The following is an 18,634-nucleotide window of genomic DNA, read 5'->3' as shown; positions in this document are numbered from 1 at the left end:
TGGTGAACAGCTACAAAGATTTATGGAAAAAGGGGAGCGTCCGGCCGGTTGGCCCGGAGGCGTGCAACGGGAAAGGGTAAGGTGTTGCTATGAAAAAAGGAAAGAAATGGCTGATGTATTTTGCGGCAGCGGTGCTGCTCACAGTGGTGATTCCCATTACGGCCGGAGCCTCAGGCTCGGCCAGCGGCAATTCGGCCAGCGGGAATGCGCCGGCGCCCACAAAGCCCAATGTGGTGCAGATGAGTACCGGAATTAAGCTGAATTCCACGGTGCCTACCTATTTTTATGCGGACACGGTAAAAGGGGTCATCATCCTTTCGCCGGACGGTATGGTGAAAACGGCTGCCGGGCTGACGGATGCCCAGATAAAGAACGGTGCGGGCCTCTATTTTTCCGTAACGGAAGGAAAGACAGGGCCGCAGGCCAGGCAGGCGGTGTTCCTCACTGCAGCCATGAACGGAAGAAACGTGATATCCATGCTGGATGTGCAGCTGACGAGCAATGCCGGCGGGAAAACTAACATCATAAGCCGGACGCTCGCTCCTGTGGTGCTGACCATCGGCGTGCCGGATCAGTTCCAGGCCTGGAATAATTTTCAGGTAATCAGTATTGCAAACGGCTCCATTGAGGTGCTGCCGGATCTGGATGTGGATCCGAGGACGGTGACGGTGGCCACAAGCAATTTTGGCGTGCTGGCGCTGGTTTATTAAGTACAGTTGGACGCCGTATATAGAGCGGTGCGCGGCGGGCAGGCTGCCGGGAGGTGATTCCCGGCAGCTTTTTCCGGCTTTCCCAACCGGCTTGGCAGACTGGTTTTTTATAAAAAATTCCCCTTTTTTCTATCGACATCGAATGCATGTTCCGATATAATAGAGAGCATGGATTTACGGAAGAGGCGAGAATGGAGAAATAATATGAGCATTTATGATACTTTGAATGAAAGGCAGCAGGAGGCGGTCTACCACACGGACGGCCCGGTGCTGATACTTGCCGGTGCGGGAAGCGGGAAGACCCGCGTGCTGACCCACCGCATTGCTTATCTGATAGAACAAAAGAGGGTGAACCCCTGGAATATCCTGGCCATTACCTTTACCAATAAGGCGGCGGGGGAAATGCGCGACAGAGTGGACGATATCGTGGGCTTTGGCTCGGAGAGCATCTGGGTATCCACCTTCCATTCCACCTGTGTCCGTATTCTGCGCAGATACATAGAACGGCTGGGCTACGGGAATAATTTCACCATCTATGATACGGACGATACGAAAAATATTATGAAGGATATCTGCAAACGTCTGCAGATAGATACCAAGACGCTGAAGGAGCGGACGCTGTTATCCGTCATTTCATCGGCAAAGGACAGCCTGATCTCCCCGGTGGAATATGAGCTGAAGGCCATGGGGGATTACACGAAGCAGAGGGCGGCGCAGGTTTATAAGGAATATCAGGAGGTTCTGCATAAGAATAATGCGCTGGATTTTGACGATTTAATCGTAAAGACAGTGGAGCTGTTTAAGACCTGCCCGGATGTGCTGGATTATTATCAGGAGCGTTTCCGTTATATCATGGTGGATGAGTACCAGGATACGAATACGGCCCAGTTTGAGCTGATACACCTGCTGGCGGGCAAGTACCGGAACCTGTGCGTGGTGGGCGATGATGATCAGTCCATCTACAAGTTCCGCGGGGCCAATATCAGCAATATCCTGGATTTTGAAAAGGTGTTTCCTGAGGCGGAGGTTATCAAGCTGGAGCAGAATTACCGTTCCACGCAGACCATCCTGGATGCGGCCAATGCGGTGATCCGTAATAACGTGGAGCGTAAGGAGAAGGCGCTGTGGACGGAAAAGGGAGAGGGCGACCAGATTCATTTCCGCCAGTTTGACACCGCCTATGAGGAAGCCGAATTCATTGCAGGTGAAATCGGAAAGAAGAAAAAATACGGGAAAGCGGAATTCAGGGACTGCGCGGTTCTTTACCGCACCAACGCACAATCCCGTATTCTGGAAGAACGTTTTATTATGGAAGGCATTCCCTACGATGTGGTGGGCGGGGTTAATTTCTACTCGCGCCGGGAAATCAAGGACATGCTGGCATATCTTAAGACCATTGACAACGGGCGGGACGATCTGGCGGTAAAGCGCATCATCAATGTTCCCAGGCGGGGAATCGGCGCAACCACCATCCTGCGTGTGCAGGAATATGCGGACGCCAGGGGACTCAGCTTCTATGATGCGCTCCGGGAAGCCGATCAGATTCTGAGCATCGGAAAAAGCGCGGCAAAGCTGAAGCCCTTTGTAATGATGATCCAGTCCTTCCGCAGCAAGCTGGAATATTACAGCCTGCAAGAGCTGATGAACGATATTATCGAAACCACGGGCTATGTGAAGGAGCTTCAGGAATCGGACGAGGAGGATGCGGAGGATCGTATCCAGAATATCGACGAGCTGGTAAGCAAGGTGGTGGCTTATGAGGACAGCCATGACGACCCCTCCCTGAGCGAGTTTTTGGAAGAGGTGGCGCTGGTGGCCGATATTGACGGCGTGGATGCGGAGGATAACCGGGTGCTTCTCATGACCCTGCATTCCGCGAAGGGACTGGAGTTCCCCCATGTATACCTGGCCGGACTGGAGGACGGCGTGTTCCCCAGCTACATGACAATCACCTCCGACGACCCTTCGGCAGTGGAAGAGGAACGTCGCCTGGCCTATGTGGGAATCACCAGGGCCAAGGAGGATCTGACGATCACCTGTGCCAAACAGCGCATGCTGCGCGGCGAGACGCAGTACAACCCGGTCAGTCGGTTTGTCCGGGAGGTCCCCGGGGAATTGCTGGATAACAAGCCTCAGATATTCAAGAAAAAAACGGATTTTGAGGAATACAGGGAGACGCCGGAAAGCCGCGCCAGGTTCCAGACGGCCCCTTACGGCGGCAATTATGCGGGCGCGCCCTCCCAGGCGGCGGACTGGCGGCCGAAAGCTGTGGTAAAGCCCAAACGGACCGATCCGGAAAACAAGCCCTTTATTGCCCAGGGCATCGGCAGCCTGGCCGGAGTAGCAGGACTGAGCAAGGGGGCAGGAACCAAACAGGCCAGTTTGGAATACGGTATTGGTGACAGGGTGCGCCATATTAAATATGGAGAAGGAACCGTGCTCAACATTGTGGACGGACCGAGGGACTATCAGGTCACCGTTCTTTTTGATAAAGCGGGCCAGAAGATCATGTATGCCGCTTTTGCAAAGCTGAAGAAGATATAAGGGGAAGCCGCTTTTGGAGAACCGGTTTGTTGTGCCCTGACGGCCGGATTATATTTTTTCCCGGGCATCGTAACGTATCGGTTCAGTAAACTGAACTGATATATGGATACGACAAGTTCATATTTATTTCATGAAAAATTTATAGTAAAGCAATGTAAAAAGTGGTATGATAAGAACAGTATTTAAGCATACTAGTAGCAGGGAAGAAAGGATGGTTTGCATGGGAAAGCTGGATGAGGTATTAGAAATGATGAAAGTAAACGAACTCCTTGGCAAAAAAGAAGAAAAGAAAGACAATGGGAATACAGTTCTCTGGATTCTTGCAATTATCGGAGCCATTGCGGCGGTAGCAGGAATTGCATATGCGGTGTACCGTTATCTTACTCCTGATTATCTGGAAGATTTCGACGACGATTTTGATGATGATTTCGACGACGAATTTTTTGAAGATGAGGATGAAGAAGGCACCGATACAACAGAAGATACTGCCAAGGCAGATGATGCCGGGAATGATGAAGAAACAAGTGAAGAATAAGTAAAGTATCGACAGGAGACGGGATGCTGAGGCATCCCGTTTTTTAGGCGTTTTATTAATGTTTATGTAATTGTGATGTAATGGGACAGTTATGAAGTTTATTATACAGAATGGAAGAAGTGAGAGGGCGATATGAAAAAAGGTCAGGTCAGAGAAGGAATCGTACGGGACGTGAAGTTCCCCAATAAAGGAAATGTGGAATTGCTGCCTTTAAAAGACAGGGAGGAAGGAACGGCTCCGGGAATGTCCGCGGCAGAAACCTTTGCGGCGGAAGCGTCTGCAATGGGAACTTCCACAACAAAAATGGCTTCTGCGGCTGAGTACTGCACGGTAAAAAATGTGCTTCCCGGACAAAAGCTTTCCGTGATGATAACAAAGGTACGCAAAGGAAAAGGAGAGGGACGTGTGCTGGAGGTGCTGGAGCAGGCGCCCGATGAGGTGGAAGCGCCCTGCCCCCATTTCGGAAGCTGCGGCGGCTGTACATATCTGGCGCTTCCTTATGAAAAGCAGCTGGCGCTGAAGGAAAAGCAGGTAAAGGAGCTTTTGGACAGCGTGCTTTGCAGGCAGGAGGAGCCATGGGTTTGGGAACCGATAAAAGCAAGCCCGAGGCAACTGGGCTACAGGAACAAGATGGAATTTTCCTTCGGGGACGAGGTAAAGGACGGCCCCCTGGCATTGGGAATGCATAAGAGGGGGAGTTTTTATGATATTGTATCTGTGAGGGACTGCAGGATTGTGGATGAGGACTACCGGAGGATTCTTAAGGGGACGCTGGACTATTTTACCGCGGAGAAGGCGGCCTTCTTCCACAGGCTGACGCATCAGGGGTATCTGAGGCATTTGCTGGTGAGAAAGGCTTCCCATACCGGGGAGATATTGATTGCACTGGTTACTACAACGCAGGAAAACAGGGATCTGGCTGCATTCCGGGACATGCTTCTGGGACTGCCGCTGGAGGGAAAAATTGCGGGAATTCTTCATATTGAAAACGATTCCGTGGCCGATGTGGTGCAAAGCGACCGGACGGAAGTGCTTTATGGGCAGGATTATTTTTATGAGGAGCTGCTGGGGCTGAGGTTTAAGGTATCGGTATTCTCCTTTTTCCAGACAAACAGCTATGGCGCGGAGGTGCTGTACCGCACGGCCCGGGAGTACATCGGAGAACTGAAAAAGGAAGGCTGTGTGGTGTATGATCTTTACAGCGGTACCGGAACCATTGCGCAGCTGATGGCGCCGGTGGCGGAAAAGGTGATTGGCGTGGAAATCGTGGAGGAGGCTGTGGAGGCTGCGAAAAAGAACGCACAGCTGAACGGGCTTAATAACTGTGAGTTCATCGCCGGTGATGTGCTGAAGGTGCTGGATGAGATTGAAGAAAAACCGGATTTTATTATCCTGGATCCGCCCAGGGACGGGATTCATCCCGGGGCGCTGCAGAAGATTATCAGATATGGGGTGGAGAGGCTGGTGTATATATCCTGCAAGCCTACCAGTCTGGTACGGGATCTTGAGGTGTTTCTTGGGAACGGATATGCGGTCAGGAGAGCGGTTGCTGTGGATCAGTTTCCGTGGACTTCCGGGATTGAGACAGTGGTAATGATGGAGCGTTGTGGTTTGTCTGGGAAAAATCAAAATAAACTACAGGATGTTACAGGTGAAAACTGAAAAAGACTTAAAATGAAGCTGAAAACAGGCAAAAAACGGTATTTATTTTCCCTGTTTTGATGATGGTTTGCTGCTTTAGGCTTTGTTTTTATAGAAAGACTAAAAAACAAGGAGAATATATAAAATCTATTTTATGGAAATTCGATAATCAGGAATTGCGTTGTAAGGGGAAAAAGCAGCCATGTATAATTAAATATATGGCTGCTTTTTGGGGATGAATTATGACTAAGCCGTTAATGCTGGCTGCAGGTAATAATGGCTCTAATTAATTTTGGAAAGGATTTATATTTAACGGTGTAGTGTGTTTCTCAAGAGCTAAGATAGTTTTAAAACAGTATAGAAAATTTGTAAGACAAAAATGAGATATATAAGATTAAGATAAGAGGCGGCTAAGTGAAATATTTCACATGGCCGTTTTCTTTAGTTAGTGTATAAATGGGAACCAGGAAAGGAGGTGATGTCACTCAGCCTATGTAGAGCAGCATAAGACAAATTCAGAGAAAGGAAAATTCTTATGTATGAAGTATGCATTTATACAAAAGACATTACCTATAACCCGAACTACGATGGCTATGCCATCAGTCTGCCAGCCTCAAAAGCAGAAATCGAAGATGCCTTACAACGGGCCCGGGTGTGGGGAAAAAATAACTATGTCCTGGAGTTCTTTTCTGGCCGGAGTTTCTTATCCCTTTCTTAGAAAATTGTGAACCTACGATAAAAGAAGTTGGTGCCCTGGCAACAGGTATTTTTACTTTTGATGAATCTAATATATATAAGTACGAAGCGGTGATCCGCTTCCTGCCGGAACTGACTATGAGAAGTCTTATTAATGCCGCATTTAGTTTGGAGCGTTTCGAATTTTATGCAGGAATACATTCAGAAGAAGAACTGGGAGCGTTTGCTATTGAAATGGATGTTCTTCCTATTCTTGAAAGTCTTTGAGAAGAAATTTACGACTTGCTAAGTGAGAAAAAAGTAGGAACATATATGGTTGAACAGGAAAACGGGGTTTTTACAGAGGAAGGGTATTGTTTTCGGTTTGAAGAGGGATGGAATGATGTTTATGATGAAAAGATGCAGAACTTTAAAGAAGAATCCAACTGTCCCATTTTGATATGTTTGGAAGTCGGAGAAAAAGGCGGGTATCGGGAAGCTTGGATTGGCCTGCCATGCAGAGAAGAATCAATTAGAGAGAGCAGGGAATATCTGTCAGCTGAAATTGGTGGGGAATGCAGATTTGAAAAAATCCAAAGTGTTATTCCACAATTAGAAAAGATGAGATTTGGTTTTCAGGATATAGAAAAGCTGAATCTGCTGGCACAGTCTCTTTTGGAGGAAGAGGGAAAAAACATATGGAAATACAAAGCATTACTGGAAACAAAGTCACCTGCCAGCGTTGAAGAACTCATAGAACTGAAGGTATCCTTCAAGTCATACGTGACTTCTGGGATGCCTTCTTTTTTTGATATTCGTTGGCCAAGGTTGATAAATATAGGGGGATGTTAAATAATGAAATATTTATGGATTATATTATTTCTTATTTTAATCGGTGCGAATGGTATAACTACTGAAGCGGTAGAAGAAGTGGGAGTGATTAATCAGGGCACAAAAGGCCAGTTATAAGTACGAATGCGATACTGATTACAGAGGGTAATATATATGACAAATCTGTTGATAATTTGATGAATGCATACTTGAAGGTACCGGAAAAGATTAGAAAGGTCTATGAGGGTGAAGGATTTAAGATAAAGATGTCAGAAGAATATATTTTAATGAAAGAAACAAGATAAGCTTTTATGCAGAAGAAAATGATAGGGAGTTTTTTGCTGAATCTTTTAGATTATATATAAAATCTCCTCAATTGCTTCAATTAATATCAATTAATAGTTACACAATGATTTTGGAAGCAATTAATAGTTTTAATTTTGTTGCATAACAAAAAGATTATGGTTATATAAAAAGAATAACTACTATAATGACACACTGATATTTATATTTACTATCGCCTCTGAATAGATGGGGAGGAATTCTGTATTTAGCATCATGCTCATGTGCGGTAAAATGACACAATAATATAAAATACAGTCCTCCTCTGTTGTGTAATTTAAAATGAATTTTATGGAAGTTCATCAATGTGTTCAAAAAGAAAATCAATGAAATATTTACTTGCTATCGGCAAGGAATTTTTATCTTTCATAATTATTCCGATTTTCCGAGTGAGTGCAGGTTTGATTTGGAGAATAGCGACCCTATAATTCGTTTTTCTCAAAACCAACTCCGGTAAAATACTAACACCTAATTCCGACTCAATCATAGATAAAATAGAGTAATCATCATGAACGCATAGCCGGATAACGGGTTCCAGGCCAGCCTGCTTAAAGGCTTCCATCGGTTCGCTAAGCGCCCCTTCCTCTAACAACAAAAAAGGTTCTTTGGCTAGATTTTCCAATGTAATATATGATTTCTGTGCCAAAGGATGGGTTACGGGTAAAACCGCCCGAAGCTCACCGCTCTTAATAAATTTTGTTTTAACGCCGGGAATAGCGTCGGGATTTACAAAGCCAAAATCTGCTTCTCCGGTCCGCACCCATTCGGGAATAGACGTATAATCTCCTTGGTGAAGTATAAATTGCACATTAGGATAAATTTCTTGAAATTGTTTGATTAAACCGGGAAGCCAGTGACAAGAAATGCTTGATATGGTTCCTATACGGATAATTCCACTATCTAATCCCTTAATTTCTTTTGCAATTTCCAGCATGGACTGATACCCGGCAACTGTTTTCTGAATGGAGGGAAAAAGTCGTTCCCCCTCCAAAGTCAGGTGAATTCCATATCTGGAACGATAGAGCAATTTAATAGACAGTTCTCTTTCCAGTGAAGAAATCATTTGGCTCATGGCAGGTTGCGTATAGCCTAATACATCGGCGGCTTTTGTAAAACTGCCGAGTTCAACTATTTTTTGGAGTGCAATATATCTGTTCATTTTTAAAATTACCTTTTTGCATGTTAATATAATAAACATTAATTTTACTTATTTTTAAGCATAGTATATACTGGCAGAAAGAAAAACTCAAGGAGGTAAAAATGTGTCTTTTGAAAATGTGAAACAATACTTTGAAAATATTGGCTTGGGTCAACGAGTAATTGCACTTGCAAATTCGAGTGCAACAGTTGAAGAAGCTGCAGAAGCAGTTGGCTGTCAGCCTATGCAAATTGCTAAGACCTTAGTGAAGTACTCTGCTTTTTCCGGGTGGATAGATGTTTGCAAAGATTGGTTTATAAATAATTAGCAGGAGGGAATGTTAAATGGAAATAAAGCAGTATGTTGTTGATGCATTTACAGATAAGGTTTTCAAAGGAAATCCCGCTGCTGTCTGCATTCTGCCGGAGTGGATTCCCGATATGTTAATGCAGAATATAGCGCAAGAAAATAATCTTTCTGAAACTGCATTTACCGTAAAAAGGGAGAACATATATGAACTGCGCTGGTTTACACCAGGCGGTGAAATTGACTTATGCGGTCATGCCACTTTGGGTACGGCATATGTATTATTTCGTTTTATTGAAAAAGACAGTGGTAGCATTTCTTTTCAAACAAAAAGCGGTCAGCTCATTGTAAAAAAGGTAAATGATTTATATGAAATGGATATGCCGGCTTATCCGCTTACAGAAGTTCCAGTCACAGATGAAATGGAATTGGCAATCGGTTTTCGCCCGTCAGAAGCGTGGTTAGGGCGGGACTTAGTGTGTGTAATGGCGGATGAACAGCAGGTTTTACAGGCTATACCAAATGAAGAAAGACTGAAAGAATTGGACGGTCTTTTACTCCAACTTACGGCAAAAGGCACAACTTATGATTGTGTTACCCGAAGTTTTGCACCTAAGCTGAATGTATTAGAAGATCCCGTGTGTGGTTCCGGTCATTGTCATGTTATACCTTTGTGGGCTAATAAGATTAAAAAAAGGGAATTGATCGCATTTCAGGCATCTAAAAGAAGCGGAGTTCTTTATTGTCGCATTGAAAACGATAGAGTAATATTAGCTGGTAAAGCTATCCTTTATTCTAAAGCAGAAATTTATGTACCGTAGACTTGAATAAATATGGCAGTAATAATTTTTATAATAAAATGCCCGGAGAAGAAACCACCATCCTCTTTCTTCTCTGGGTATTTATAATTGACACTTTATATAAATGATATGGGCTAAATATTGCACATATCATATTTAAGTAAATAATTGCTGGAATTTGTTAGTAAAAGTGTAAAAAGTATTAATAAACATGGACAATGTTCTTCTACGGCAAGCTATATTTTTCAGGCTATCAAAAATTTCTATATTATATTATCTACAATGAGCTTTCCATGATCGTAATAAATATCATCATCTGCAGTTATTTCCCTTATAACTTTTGCAGGACTGCCTACGGCGACTACATTGGCGGGAATATCTTTGGTTACAACAGAAGCAGCACCAATCACAGAATTATCTCCAATATGTACTCCAGGCAGAATTGTAACATTAGAAGCAATCCAAACATTTTTTCCAATATAGACAGGTTTGTTATAACCGTAACCCTCAGTACGAAGTTTAAGGGAAATTGGATGCATTGCAGTAATAATGGTCACATTAGGTGCAAGTAGTGTTCCGTCACCAATATAGATATTTGCATCATCTACAAAGGTAGCATTAAAATTCACATATACATTTTTCCCAAGATGTACATTATGCCCACCCAGCATCGCATGGTAGGGAGCCTGAATATAAGTACCCTCTCCAACCTCTGCAAATAATTCTCTTAAAATATGTTGTTTTTCCTTTTCGGCATCTTCTGTGTAACCCAATGTATTAAATCTTTCCATTTGTCGCAGTGCCTCATTAAAATGGAATCCTTCATCGGATAATTCCATCACTTTGTACATCTTACCGGAATTTACGATTCCTTCATAATCGGTCATTTTATAACCTCCTCTAAAACCATATTTTTATTGTGTTCATTATACATTGTGTTGTCATTTTTGGAAATACATTTTTTATTTTGTAACGTAATAGCTGACTTGGTGATGAAATTGGGATTGAAATGATAGTAGAGACCAGAAATGGAGAACAGAAACTGGGGAATCTGTTCCACTGTATTTGATGGTGCAAAAGCTCTATTATTTATATGTGTATGAACCTGGCGCTTGGTGTGCAATTGACGGAGCACAGATATAAAATTATTGACTAATGGATAAAAAACAACAGGTTATGAAGAGAGTTTATGTAGTCGGAGTTGATAATAATAGTTGCTACTTAGCCCCTTATTATGACAACAAAGGTACAATTCTGGACTAACATTTATCACAGGGACGATGCCGGGTGAACGAGTCACCGTTTATTTTTATTATCTGTAGGGTAGTACGAATTGGGCATGTATTGCAGCATTTAGAAAACAAGAATTCTGGTAGCTCACACTGTTAAATACAGGAACAAGTAATTAGGATGCCTTATAATACCCCCAAAAAAAGCTAATATCTATGACAGTTACTGAACATAAGCCTATGTTTTTATGATTTATATCAGTGCATCTTTTTTTGTAGGCAGTAGGAGATACACCAACGCTTTTTTTAGCAGCACAAAAAATACTGGCAGATGAAAAACCAGATTCGTAATATATATCATTCACTGACATATTGGTTTCTAGTAGTTTCCCTTTTCTCAAATCTGGTCCTCTCAAATATGTTTCCCAATATCTGGCTCACCTGCATATTGATATAGTCTCACTGCCGAACGCCTACCACCAGGTCCTGACATTTTCATCTATTGCATTCTCCGATTCATGTTCTTTGGTAAACGATGAAGCAAACATTGCCTTTTTATAATTCAGCAAATACCATTCTGGCTCTGCCCAGGGATCCATTTTTTTCTGTTCTATCTTTATTGGCCAGTCCTCATAACGTTGGTTGCAGAATAATTCCCCATCGCAATCGATTCCGGCAGGCCAGATGCCTAGACGACGTTCAAACTGGTGATTGACACTAATTCGCAGAGTAGACGCGTGCCAGAGGTTACCATATTGGTCCTTCATGGTGGAACAATGCCCTGCCCCCGGGAAAAAAACGCCTGGTTTAAAGCTATAGGGATTGTTTTCGGCCAGAACAAAGGGTCCCAGTGGATTATCCGAAATATAGACACCATCACAGTAAACATTGAATTGTGTTTCTGGTGAAGCATATTGCAGATAATTTTTTCCCTGGAATTTATTCATCCATGCCCCTTTAATATAAGGAGCATCACGGAGCATATCTTTCATCAGTTCTGCTATTTCCTGTGGTACGGTCTTTTCGTCCGCAATACCTGCAGCTTTCAGAGTTCCCTGATAGCATTCTATAAGTTCATCGTTATTGCAAGGCAGTGTAGTATTATCCTCGCCAATCCGCTCAAAGCCCTTTTCTGACGGGTTTCCCCAAATCACCCCTGTTTTCATACTCATGGACCGCATAAGTACCGGATCCAATGCCATTCCATAGATTGGATCCTTACAGGAAAGTCCCCAGTATAAAAAAAATTTCCATCACCATCTCTAAAAAAGACTGGGATCAGAAAAAGCAAAGCTTCCCGGAATCATTTCATAAGGATCATTCAGAATATCTTTTGTCCGATAGAGAAGGGATACATGATACCCGTTGGATATTAAAAGGGGCAACAGATCGGGGCAATTGGTTTCTGCTACAGGATAAATCAAAGGTGAAATCTGACTTCCCTAAATTTTGAAATCTGGAAGGATAGCAGACAAAATTTTTACTTTTTTACAGAAACTGTTTCACGGTATTCTCTTGGAGTCATTCCACCATGCAACTTGAATAAGCGAATAAAATTAGCCTCATTAGGAATGCCAACAAGCATTCCTATTTTATATGCGGGAATAGATGATGTGGCGAGCAGTAATTTTGCCTGTGAAATTCGTAGGTATATTAAATATTCTTTTGGGGAAAACGAAGTATAACTTTTAAATTCACGGCATAGATGATACTTACTCATACCAGAAAAAGAAGCCAATTCATCCAAAGTCAAGGGCTTTGCAAAATTGCTTTCCATATATTTTTGCAGATATCTGATATATTCAGCTTTTTTTTCAGAAGTATTGGAGTGGTTCTGTTGTTTAGTGATATGAAGCAGTAAATTTTCGATTCCATTGGATACCAGCCATTCCCGATTTGAAAGTGCATTGGTATGGTTGTATAGTATCTGTTCCAGCAGAGACTGGAATTCATTTTTCCCTAGAAGATGATAGACAGGACATCTGTCTTTGAAATATTCATTATACAAAAAATTGGAACTACCACCTGTAAAATGTAGATCGGAATGCTGCCAGTTATCACAAGTACTGTGATAATAGTGAGCCTTTTTGCAATCTATGAGAAATGCATCGTTTTTACCAAGAGAATATTTCTCCCCTTCATATTCAAGTTCCCCGCTTCCTTCGTAGGTGAACAACAAAAGGTAAGAATCATAATTCTTTCTTCTTGTAAAATAAGAGGCATCCACAGACAAATAAGTAAAAATTTGGATATATATAAAATGCTCTTTGTTATTGTCTGAAATCGGAAAATCAGACAGGCCCTGACAGATACCGTGAATCATATAATCCACATCGTTGGTCTGGTAGGGAAAATTAAAATTCTCAGTTTGGATGGATGGAGTGTTGTTTTTATCTGAATATGATTGGATTTTCCGAAAGTGCTTAGGCGATTTAAGCCGGCTGTCTATTTCCAGTTCAAAGGAAGGGAATTGTATTTTATCAAACATAATGTAATGTTCTCCATTTTTATAGAATGAATAAGCAAGTTTCAATAGTATCTTAGCAACAATGAGGATTGTTGTCAATTATATGCCAAGTTATAATGCAAATAAGCAATAGGATTTTAATTGGAATACTAGGATAAAGGAGAGCAGGAAATGAAAAGACTGGGAGTAACAAGCTTAAAAACCCTTCATATGTCGGAACCGTTAGGAATTGATGTAAAACCATATTTTTCATGGGTAGTTAAAAGTGAGGAACGGAATACTGTGCAGGAAGCTTATCAGATTGTTGTTGTTGACGAGGAAAAAAAGCAAGTTTGGGACAGTGGGAAAGTTAAGTCAGATCAGGAATCATTCATTACATATTGTGGAAAATCTCTTAAAAGCTGCATGAAGTACATCTGGAATGTGGAAATCTGGGATAATCATGGAAATAAAGCAAGCGCGGAGAGCTTTTTTGAAACAGCGTTATTATCCAAAAACGAATGGAAAGCACAGTGGGCAGAGTCTCCGTTCAAACGCAACAAGGCAAAAAAAGGGTTTGGAAACCAGGAACCGGCGACACATTTCCGGAGGAAGTTTGCATTAAGGAGTAAGCCGGTTAAGGCACGCGCCTATGTGACTGCTCATGGAATTTATCAACTTTCTGTGAACGGTACCAGATGTGACGGACGAGAATTGGCTCCAGAGCATACTGTATACGAAAAATATTTATGTTATCAGACCTATGATATTACAGAATATCTTACTCCCGGCAGTAACACGCTTGGAATGTATGTAGGGGATGGATGGTATTTAGGGGCGCAGTCACTACCGGATATAAAGAATATGAAACATGCTCATGCTGTATTATTCCAGGTACATGTTACATATGAGGATGGAAGCTGCGAAGTTATATGTTCCGATAATAAGGTAAAAGCTGCTTATGGTGCAGTGCAATGTTCTGATTTATATGCAGGAGAAAAATATGATGCTAATCAGAAAAAGAGTGGATGGGATACACCGGCTTATAATGACGCGGAATGGTCTGTATGCAGGATTGGTGAGTATGGTTATGCTAATCTCATAGCACAGTTGGGAAATCCAGTCAGGCATATTATGGAACTTCCGGCAGTTAATGTTAGGAAAAGTCCGGCTGGAGAATGGATTATTGATTTTGGCCAGGTTCTTGCCGGAAAAGTTAGAATGAAGATTAATGTAAAAGCGGGAACCCAAATTGTATTGGATCACTGTGAAGTGTTGGATTCCAAAGGGAATTTTTTTAATAATATTATAGGTCTCGGCGGTGTTGGAATGGGGGTTGATCAGAAAGATGAGTATATATCTGATGGAGAAGAAACAGTGTATGAACCTTTGTTCACTTTTCATGGATTTCGCTATGTCAGAGTAACAGGAGTCGGAGAAATTAAAAAAGAAAATTTTACAGCCATTGTTTTATCATCTGATGGGGAAAATGTGGGGGAATTTTACTGTTCAGATGGAAGGCTCAACCGATTATATGAAAATACCCGTTGGAGTCAGAGAGCAAATATGCTTTCTATTCCAACAGATTGCCCTCAGCGTGAGAAAGCAGGCTGGACAGGGGATATTATGATTTATGCGCGTACGGCTCTGCAGAATGCGGATAATACTTCATTTCTTGCCAGATGGCTTCAGAATGTTTCCTGTGATCAGGACGAGAGAGGCTCTGTTCCCATTGTAGTTCCTTGTGATGGCCCTTATCCAATGTATGCAAAATTCCTGAATAAGATGGATGGTATATTTGAAAAAGGAAAAGGTACCTCCTCCGGTTGGGGGGATGCCGCCATTATGGTTCCCTATCAGATGTACCAGATTACCGGCAACACCAGAGTTTTGGAAGACCAGTATGATTCCATGAAAAAATGGTGTGATTATATAATCACAAAGGCACGGACTAAAAGGAATAAGAAATTAAGGCTACCAAAAGAGATTGACCAGTATTTGTGGAACACAGGTTTCCATTTTGGTGAGTGGCTGATTCCCAGCTGTTCGAAAGAAGGCTATGGGGATAAAGAAGGAATGAAAAAGACAGTTATGGGGACATCGAAATATACAGCGCCTATCTTTGGCTGGAATTCTGTACATCAAATGTCAGAAGTGGCAGAACTTCTTGGTAGAAAAGAGGACGCCCGGCATTATGGTGAGATTGCAGATAAAATGGCAGATGCATTTACAAGAGGTGTGATAGATGAAAATGGTGATATGCCAATAGATATGATGGGAGCTTATGCACTTCCAATTTATTTTGGACTGGTGCCGGAGCGTTTTCAGAAAAAATTTGCAGATAAACTGGTTAAATCGATTGTAAATAATAACATGTGTCTTGATACAGGGTTTTTAGGTACACCATTCTTGCTTGATGCTTTATGCAAAATTGGCCGAGTTGATATGGCATATAAGCTTTTATGGCAGCATAAATGTCCTTCTTGGCTATATGAGGTAGATAAAGGCGCAACTACTATATGGGAAAGTTGGTATGCCTACAAAGAAGACGGAGAGCCTATGGCTATGAGCCTTAACCATTATGCATTCGGGTGTATCGATGATTGGATGTATCGTTACATTGGTGGTATCCGGCCTGCTGAGCCGGGATATAAACATGTCAGGATTGAGCCACAGCCAGATGAAATAATCACATCTGCGAACAGGAGGTTCTTGAGTGAACACGGCTGGATTGGCTGTGAGTGGGCTATAGAAAAGGGAAAGTGGAATATGACAGTAGAAATCCCCTGCAATGTAACTGCAACAGTGGTTCTGCCGAGTGGAATTACGGAAGAAATTGGCAGTGGAATATACCAATATTCAAGTGATAAATAATGGGGGAGGTAAAAATGAGTAGTAATGAAAAGATAGGTCTAAAAGAAAAAATAAGTTTTGCTTTTGCTAATATGGGAAATATCCCGGTGACAGCTTTGGTAAATTCGTTTTTACTGATTTTCTATACAAATGTGGTCGGGCTGGATCCGGCCGCCTGCGCCACATTATTTCTGATTGCCCGTATTTTAGATGGGGTGAATGATCCCATTGTTGGGTATGTTGTGGATCACTTCCCAAATACCAAACATGGCCATTTTCGCGTGACGTTAATGATTGGAAGCTTTCTGTGTGCTTTGAACTATTTGCTTTTATGGTTTGGACCGATGATGGCAACCGGTTTTAAGCTAGGGATCGCTTATATCTCCTATCTCCTGCTGGGCATATTATTTCCTGTGATGGATATTTCATTAAATAGTTTACTCCCTGTGATGACTTCTGACGCAAGAGAGAGGGACAAACTCAGCGGGCTGAAAGGAACAATTTATCTGCTGGGTTCCCTTGCAGTTGGTGTAGTAGGACCTTTGGTTATTGGGGATACCTCAAAATCTGGCGGTTATATTGCATTGGTAGCCGGCGCGGCGGTAATAATTTTTCTTTTCTCCTTTATTGGAGCATGGGGGGTGAAGGAAAGAATAAAGGCAGCGCCTGGACAAAGTTATTCGATTAAGGATTTATACCGTATTATTACAAAAAAACCGGTTCTAGTAATTTTTTTAGCTTCTCTTTTGTATACAACAAGTTCATATGTAAGCAGTACAGTGTCTACATATAATTATATATACATTATTGGTGATTTTTCTATGATGAGTGCTATTTCAATGGTGACAGTCGTTGCTATGTTCCCGGGCATTATTTTATCTGGGATTCTTTCAACAAGAATCGGAAAAAAATACACATATGTGATTGGGTTACTGGCATGTTTGTGTTTTCCTATGTTGAGGCTCATTAATGTGGTAAGCATACCTGTTTTAATTATATCCAGTGCACTGGCTTCCTGTGGAGCAGGAATTATTGTTCCGCAGTTATACAGTATTCAGGCTGATAATACGGATTATGTGGAACTTGAAACCGGGAAGAGGGCTGAAGGTGCCATTGCTTCGCTATCAAGTTTTGTGACAAAGTGTGGAATGGGGCTGGGAGGTGCCCTTCCGGGGTATATTTTGGCAGCAGCCGGATTCCAAAAGGATGCAGCCGTTCAGACCGAAACAGTAAAATCCGCTATTATCTTGTGCTGTACATGGATTCCTTTTGTACTTGCTATTGTTGCTGCCGCATTGATAATAACCCTGTATCCTTTGACGAAAGAAAAACTGGAAGAGCAGAACAGAAAAATTACTGAAATCAGGGCAAGAACAGAAAAAACCTGAATCAAATATACAGCATAAATTGTATAACCCAGGCAGCCACTGAGCTGCCTGGGCTTTTATGTTTTTGTTCTGTATTCATTGGGCGTGCAGTCATAATATAGTCGGAATATGTGATAGAAGTGTGTAGGGTTTACGAATCCTATACGGTTTGCAATTTCAACCACACTTAAATCGGTATCCAACAGTAAACGAGATGCTTCTTTCATATATACCTGCTGGCAATAATCCTTCATAGAAAGGCCATACCATTTTTTAAATATACGATTCAGATAATCACCATTATAATTCATTCGATGTGATATTTCTTCAGAAGTGATACGGTGTTTGGCGGTATCCAGAAAGCGGCGGATGTCACCTGCGAGAATAGCTTCTTTTCCAGAACTTAAATCCACATAAACATGATTATAGTAATCTATATTCTCAAGTAGGGACAGAAGCCGTGTAGTCAGGCCGTGTACTATGGAAAGACAACCGGGATATCTGTTTTTCAGCTCTTCTATAATAGTAAGAATCAACTCAGAAACAGCAGATTGGCATTGGTCATCTTTATGAAAAAATGCCATGTAATCCTTTAAGTTCCTGCTGTTTTGGTCCAGGTTCCGCCTGAAGAAAGTATTAAAGTCCCCTTTTTTTCTGGAGAGAGGGGAATGGGGGAAATAAGTGTTATTTACAAAATCCCTGGACATACAAAAATATATGATCTCGGCTTGATTTATCAATTCAAAATGTCTTGTGTTCCTGTTCATGATACAGGCATCATAAGCAGAAAATACATTGTGTCCCCCTTCTATATATTCTTCCACTTCCCCGTTCATAACTAACATAAGTTCAAAAAAATCATGCTGATGGAACAGCAGTTCTTCCATATTGGAGGATGGGTTATCGACAGTGTAAGTATATTCGGAAGTGCTTTTTGAAGAATAGAATTGAACTTTCACTGTCTGGCTGTCAATTGGCAGGAGACGCATTACCTGAAAATCTGTTCCTGGCTCCAAAGTATGCAGAGGCTTTGGAAACGCACTGTTGTATTCTATCTTATCGTATAGTTTTATCGGATTATTTATTGCTCGGCTCATATATACTTCCTATTTTGGGTCGGAAAATGATAATCAAATGCAAATCATAACGTGTTTGGAGATTGTGTCAAAATGCTTAATTTCCTTATAATTATTTAAAAGAACATAAGTAAAATATAA

General features: G+C 42.0%; 16 protein-coding genes. 11 read left to right on the top strand and 5 right to left on the bottom strand.

From position 1 onward, the window contains the following. The first annotated feature begins 89 nt into the window (after positions 1-89). From DXC51_RS11810 to DXC51_RS11785, 7 genes are all read left to right on the top strand, one after another. Positions 90-710, top strand: a complete 621-nt coding sequence (locus DXC51_RS11810) for a hypothetical protein (RefSeq protein ID WP_021637828.1) — start codon at positions 90-92, stop codon at positions 708-710. A gap of 204 nt (positions 711-914) precedes the next feature. Next, complete coding sequence (gene pcrA, locus DXC51_RS11805; protein WP_035322785.1) at positions 915-3,254, top strand: DNA helicase PcrA; 2,340 nt, start codon at positions 915-917, stop codon at positions 3,252-3,254. Positions 3,255-3,474: 220 nt separating this feature from the next. Further along, the gene (locus tag DXC51_RS11800) at positions 3,475-3,789 is read left to right on the top strand and encodes a hypothetical protein (protein ID WP_330406340.1); all 315 of its coding nucleotides are present in this window, start codon (positions 3,475-3,477) and stop codon (positions 3,787-3,789) included. A 132-nt stretch (positions 3,790-3,921) separates the two neighbouring features. After that, a complete protein-coding gene (rlmD, locus tag DXC51_RS11795) occupies positions 3,922-5,451 on the top strand; it encodes a 23S rRNA (uracil(1939)-C(5))-methyltransferase RlmD (RefSeq protein WP_025491514.1) in 1,530 nt (509 codons plus the stop codon). A gap of 514 nt (positions 5,452-5,965) precedes the next feature. Next, positions 5,966-6,148, top strand: a complete 183-nt coding sequence (locus tag DXC51_RS11790; protein WP_117544647.1) for a hypothetical protein — start codon at positions 5,966-5,968, stop codon at positions 6,146-6,148. A gap of 116 nt (positions 6,149-6,264) precedes the next feature. Continuing rightward, the gene (locus tag DXC51_RS30265) at positions 6,265-6,393 is read left to right on the top strand and encodes a hypothetical protein (protein ID WP_278336974.1); all 129 of its coding nucleotides are present in this window, start codon (positions 6,265-6,267) and stop codon (positions 6,391-6,393) included. A 45-nt stretch (positions 6,394-6,438) separates the two neighbouring features. Then, the gene (locus DXC51_RS11785; RefSeq protein WP_117544646.1) at positions 6,439-6,957 is read left to right on the top strand and encodes a hypothetical protein; all 519 of its coding nucleotides are present in this window, start codon (positions 6,439-6,441) and stop codon (positions 6,955-6,957) included. 610 nt (positions 6,958-7,567) lie between these two features. Here DXC51_RS11785 and DXC51_RS11780 read toward each other — a convergent pair. After that, positions 7,568-8,437, bottom strand: coding sequence for a LysR family transcriptional regulator (locus tag DXC51_RS11780; RefSeq protein WP_025491516.1), 870 nt, complete (start codon positions 8,435-8,437; stop codon positions 7,568-7,570). Positions 8,438-8,540: 103 nt separating this feature from the next. Here DXC51_RS11780 and DXC51_RS11775 point away from each other — a divergent pair, with 103 nt between their 5' ends. Both DXC51_RS11775 and DXC51_RS11770 read left to right on the top strand, forming a co-directional pair. Continuing rightward, positions 8,541-8,744: a YbaK/EbsC family protein gene (locus tag DXC51_RS11775; RefSeq protein WP_021637836.1), complete on the top strand. Its 204-nt coding sequence runs from the start codon at positions 8,541-8,543 to the stop codon at positions 8,742-8,744. A 16-nt stretch (positions 8,745-8,760) separates the two neighbouring features. After that, a complete protein-coding gene (locus DXC51_RS11770; protein WP_025491517.1) occupies positions 8,761-9,543 on the top strand; it encodes a PhzF family phenazine biosynthesis protein in 783 nt (260 codons plus the stop codon). A 242-nt stretch (positions 9,544-9,785) separates the two neighbouring features. On the opposite strand, the gene DXC51_RS11765 is transcribed toward DXC51_RS11770, so the two are convergent. From DXC51_RS11765 to DXC51_RS11755, 3 genes are all read right to left on the bottom strand, one after another. Continuing rightward, positions 9,786-10,409 carry a sugar O-acetyltransferase gene (locus tag DXC51_RS11765; RefSeq protein ID WP_207660858.1) on the bottom strand — a complete coding sequence of 208 codons (624 nt, stop codon included), beginning with the start codon at positions 10,407-10,409 and terminating at the stop codon, positions 9,786-9,788. A gap of 815 nt (positions 10,410-11,224) precedes the next feature. Beyond that, positions 11,225-11,917, bottom strand: a complete 693-nt coding sequence (locus tag DXC51_RS11760; RefSeq protein ID WP_181970095.1) for a glycoside hydrolase family protein — start codon at positions 11,915-11,917, stop codon at positions 11,225-11,227. A 314-nt stretch (positions 11,918-12,231) separates the two neighbouring features. Continuing rightward, complete coding sequence (locus DXC51_RS11755) at positions 12,232-13,239, bottom strand: AraC family transcriptional regulator (RefSeq protein ID WP_102289533.1); 1,008 nt, start codon at positions 13,237-13,239, stop codon at positions 12,232-12,234. 150 nt (positions 13,240-13,389) lie between these two features. Between DXC51_RS11755 and DXC51_RS11750 the strand changes: the two genes are divergently transcribed. Continuing rightward, positions 13,390-16,071: a family 78 glycoside hydrolase catalytic domain gene (locus DXC51_RS11750; RefSeq protein ID WP_117544645.1), complete on the top strand. Its 2,682-nt coding sequence runs from the start codon at positions 13,390-13,392 to the stop codon at positions 16,069-16,071. Between the two features lie 14 nt (positions 16,072-16,085). Further along, positions 16,086-17,438 carry an MFS transporter gene (locus DXC51_RS11745; RefSeq protein ID WP_102289531.1) on the top strand — a complete coding sequence of 451 codons (1,353 nt, stop codon included), beginning with the start codon at positions 16,086-16,088 and terminating at the stop codon, positions 17,436-17,438. A 56-nt stretch (positions 17,439-17,494) separates the two neighbouring features. Here DXC51_RS11745 and DXC51_RS11740 read toward each other — a convergent pair whose 3' ends face one another. Further along, positions 17,495-18,514 (bottom strand): AraC family transcriptional regulator, encoded by a 1,020-nt coding sequence (locus DXC51_RS11740; RefSeq protein WP_117544644.1) that lies wholly within the window; start codon positions 18,512-18,514, stop codon positions 17,495-17,497. Positions 18,515-18,634: the final 120 nt, after the last annotated feature.

The organism is Eisenbergiella massiliensis, assembly GCF_003435485.1.
The sequence above is the reverse complement of the archived record's forward strand: the minus strand, read 5'-3'. Positions and strand labels throughout refer to the sequence as shown.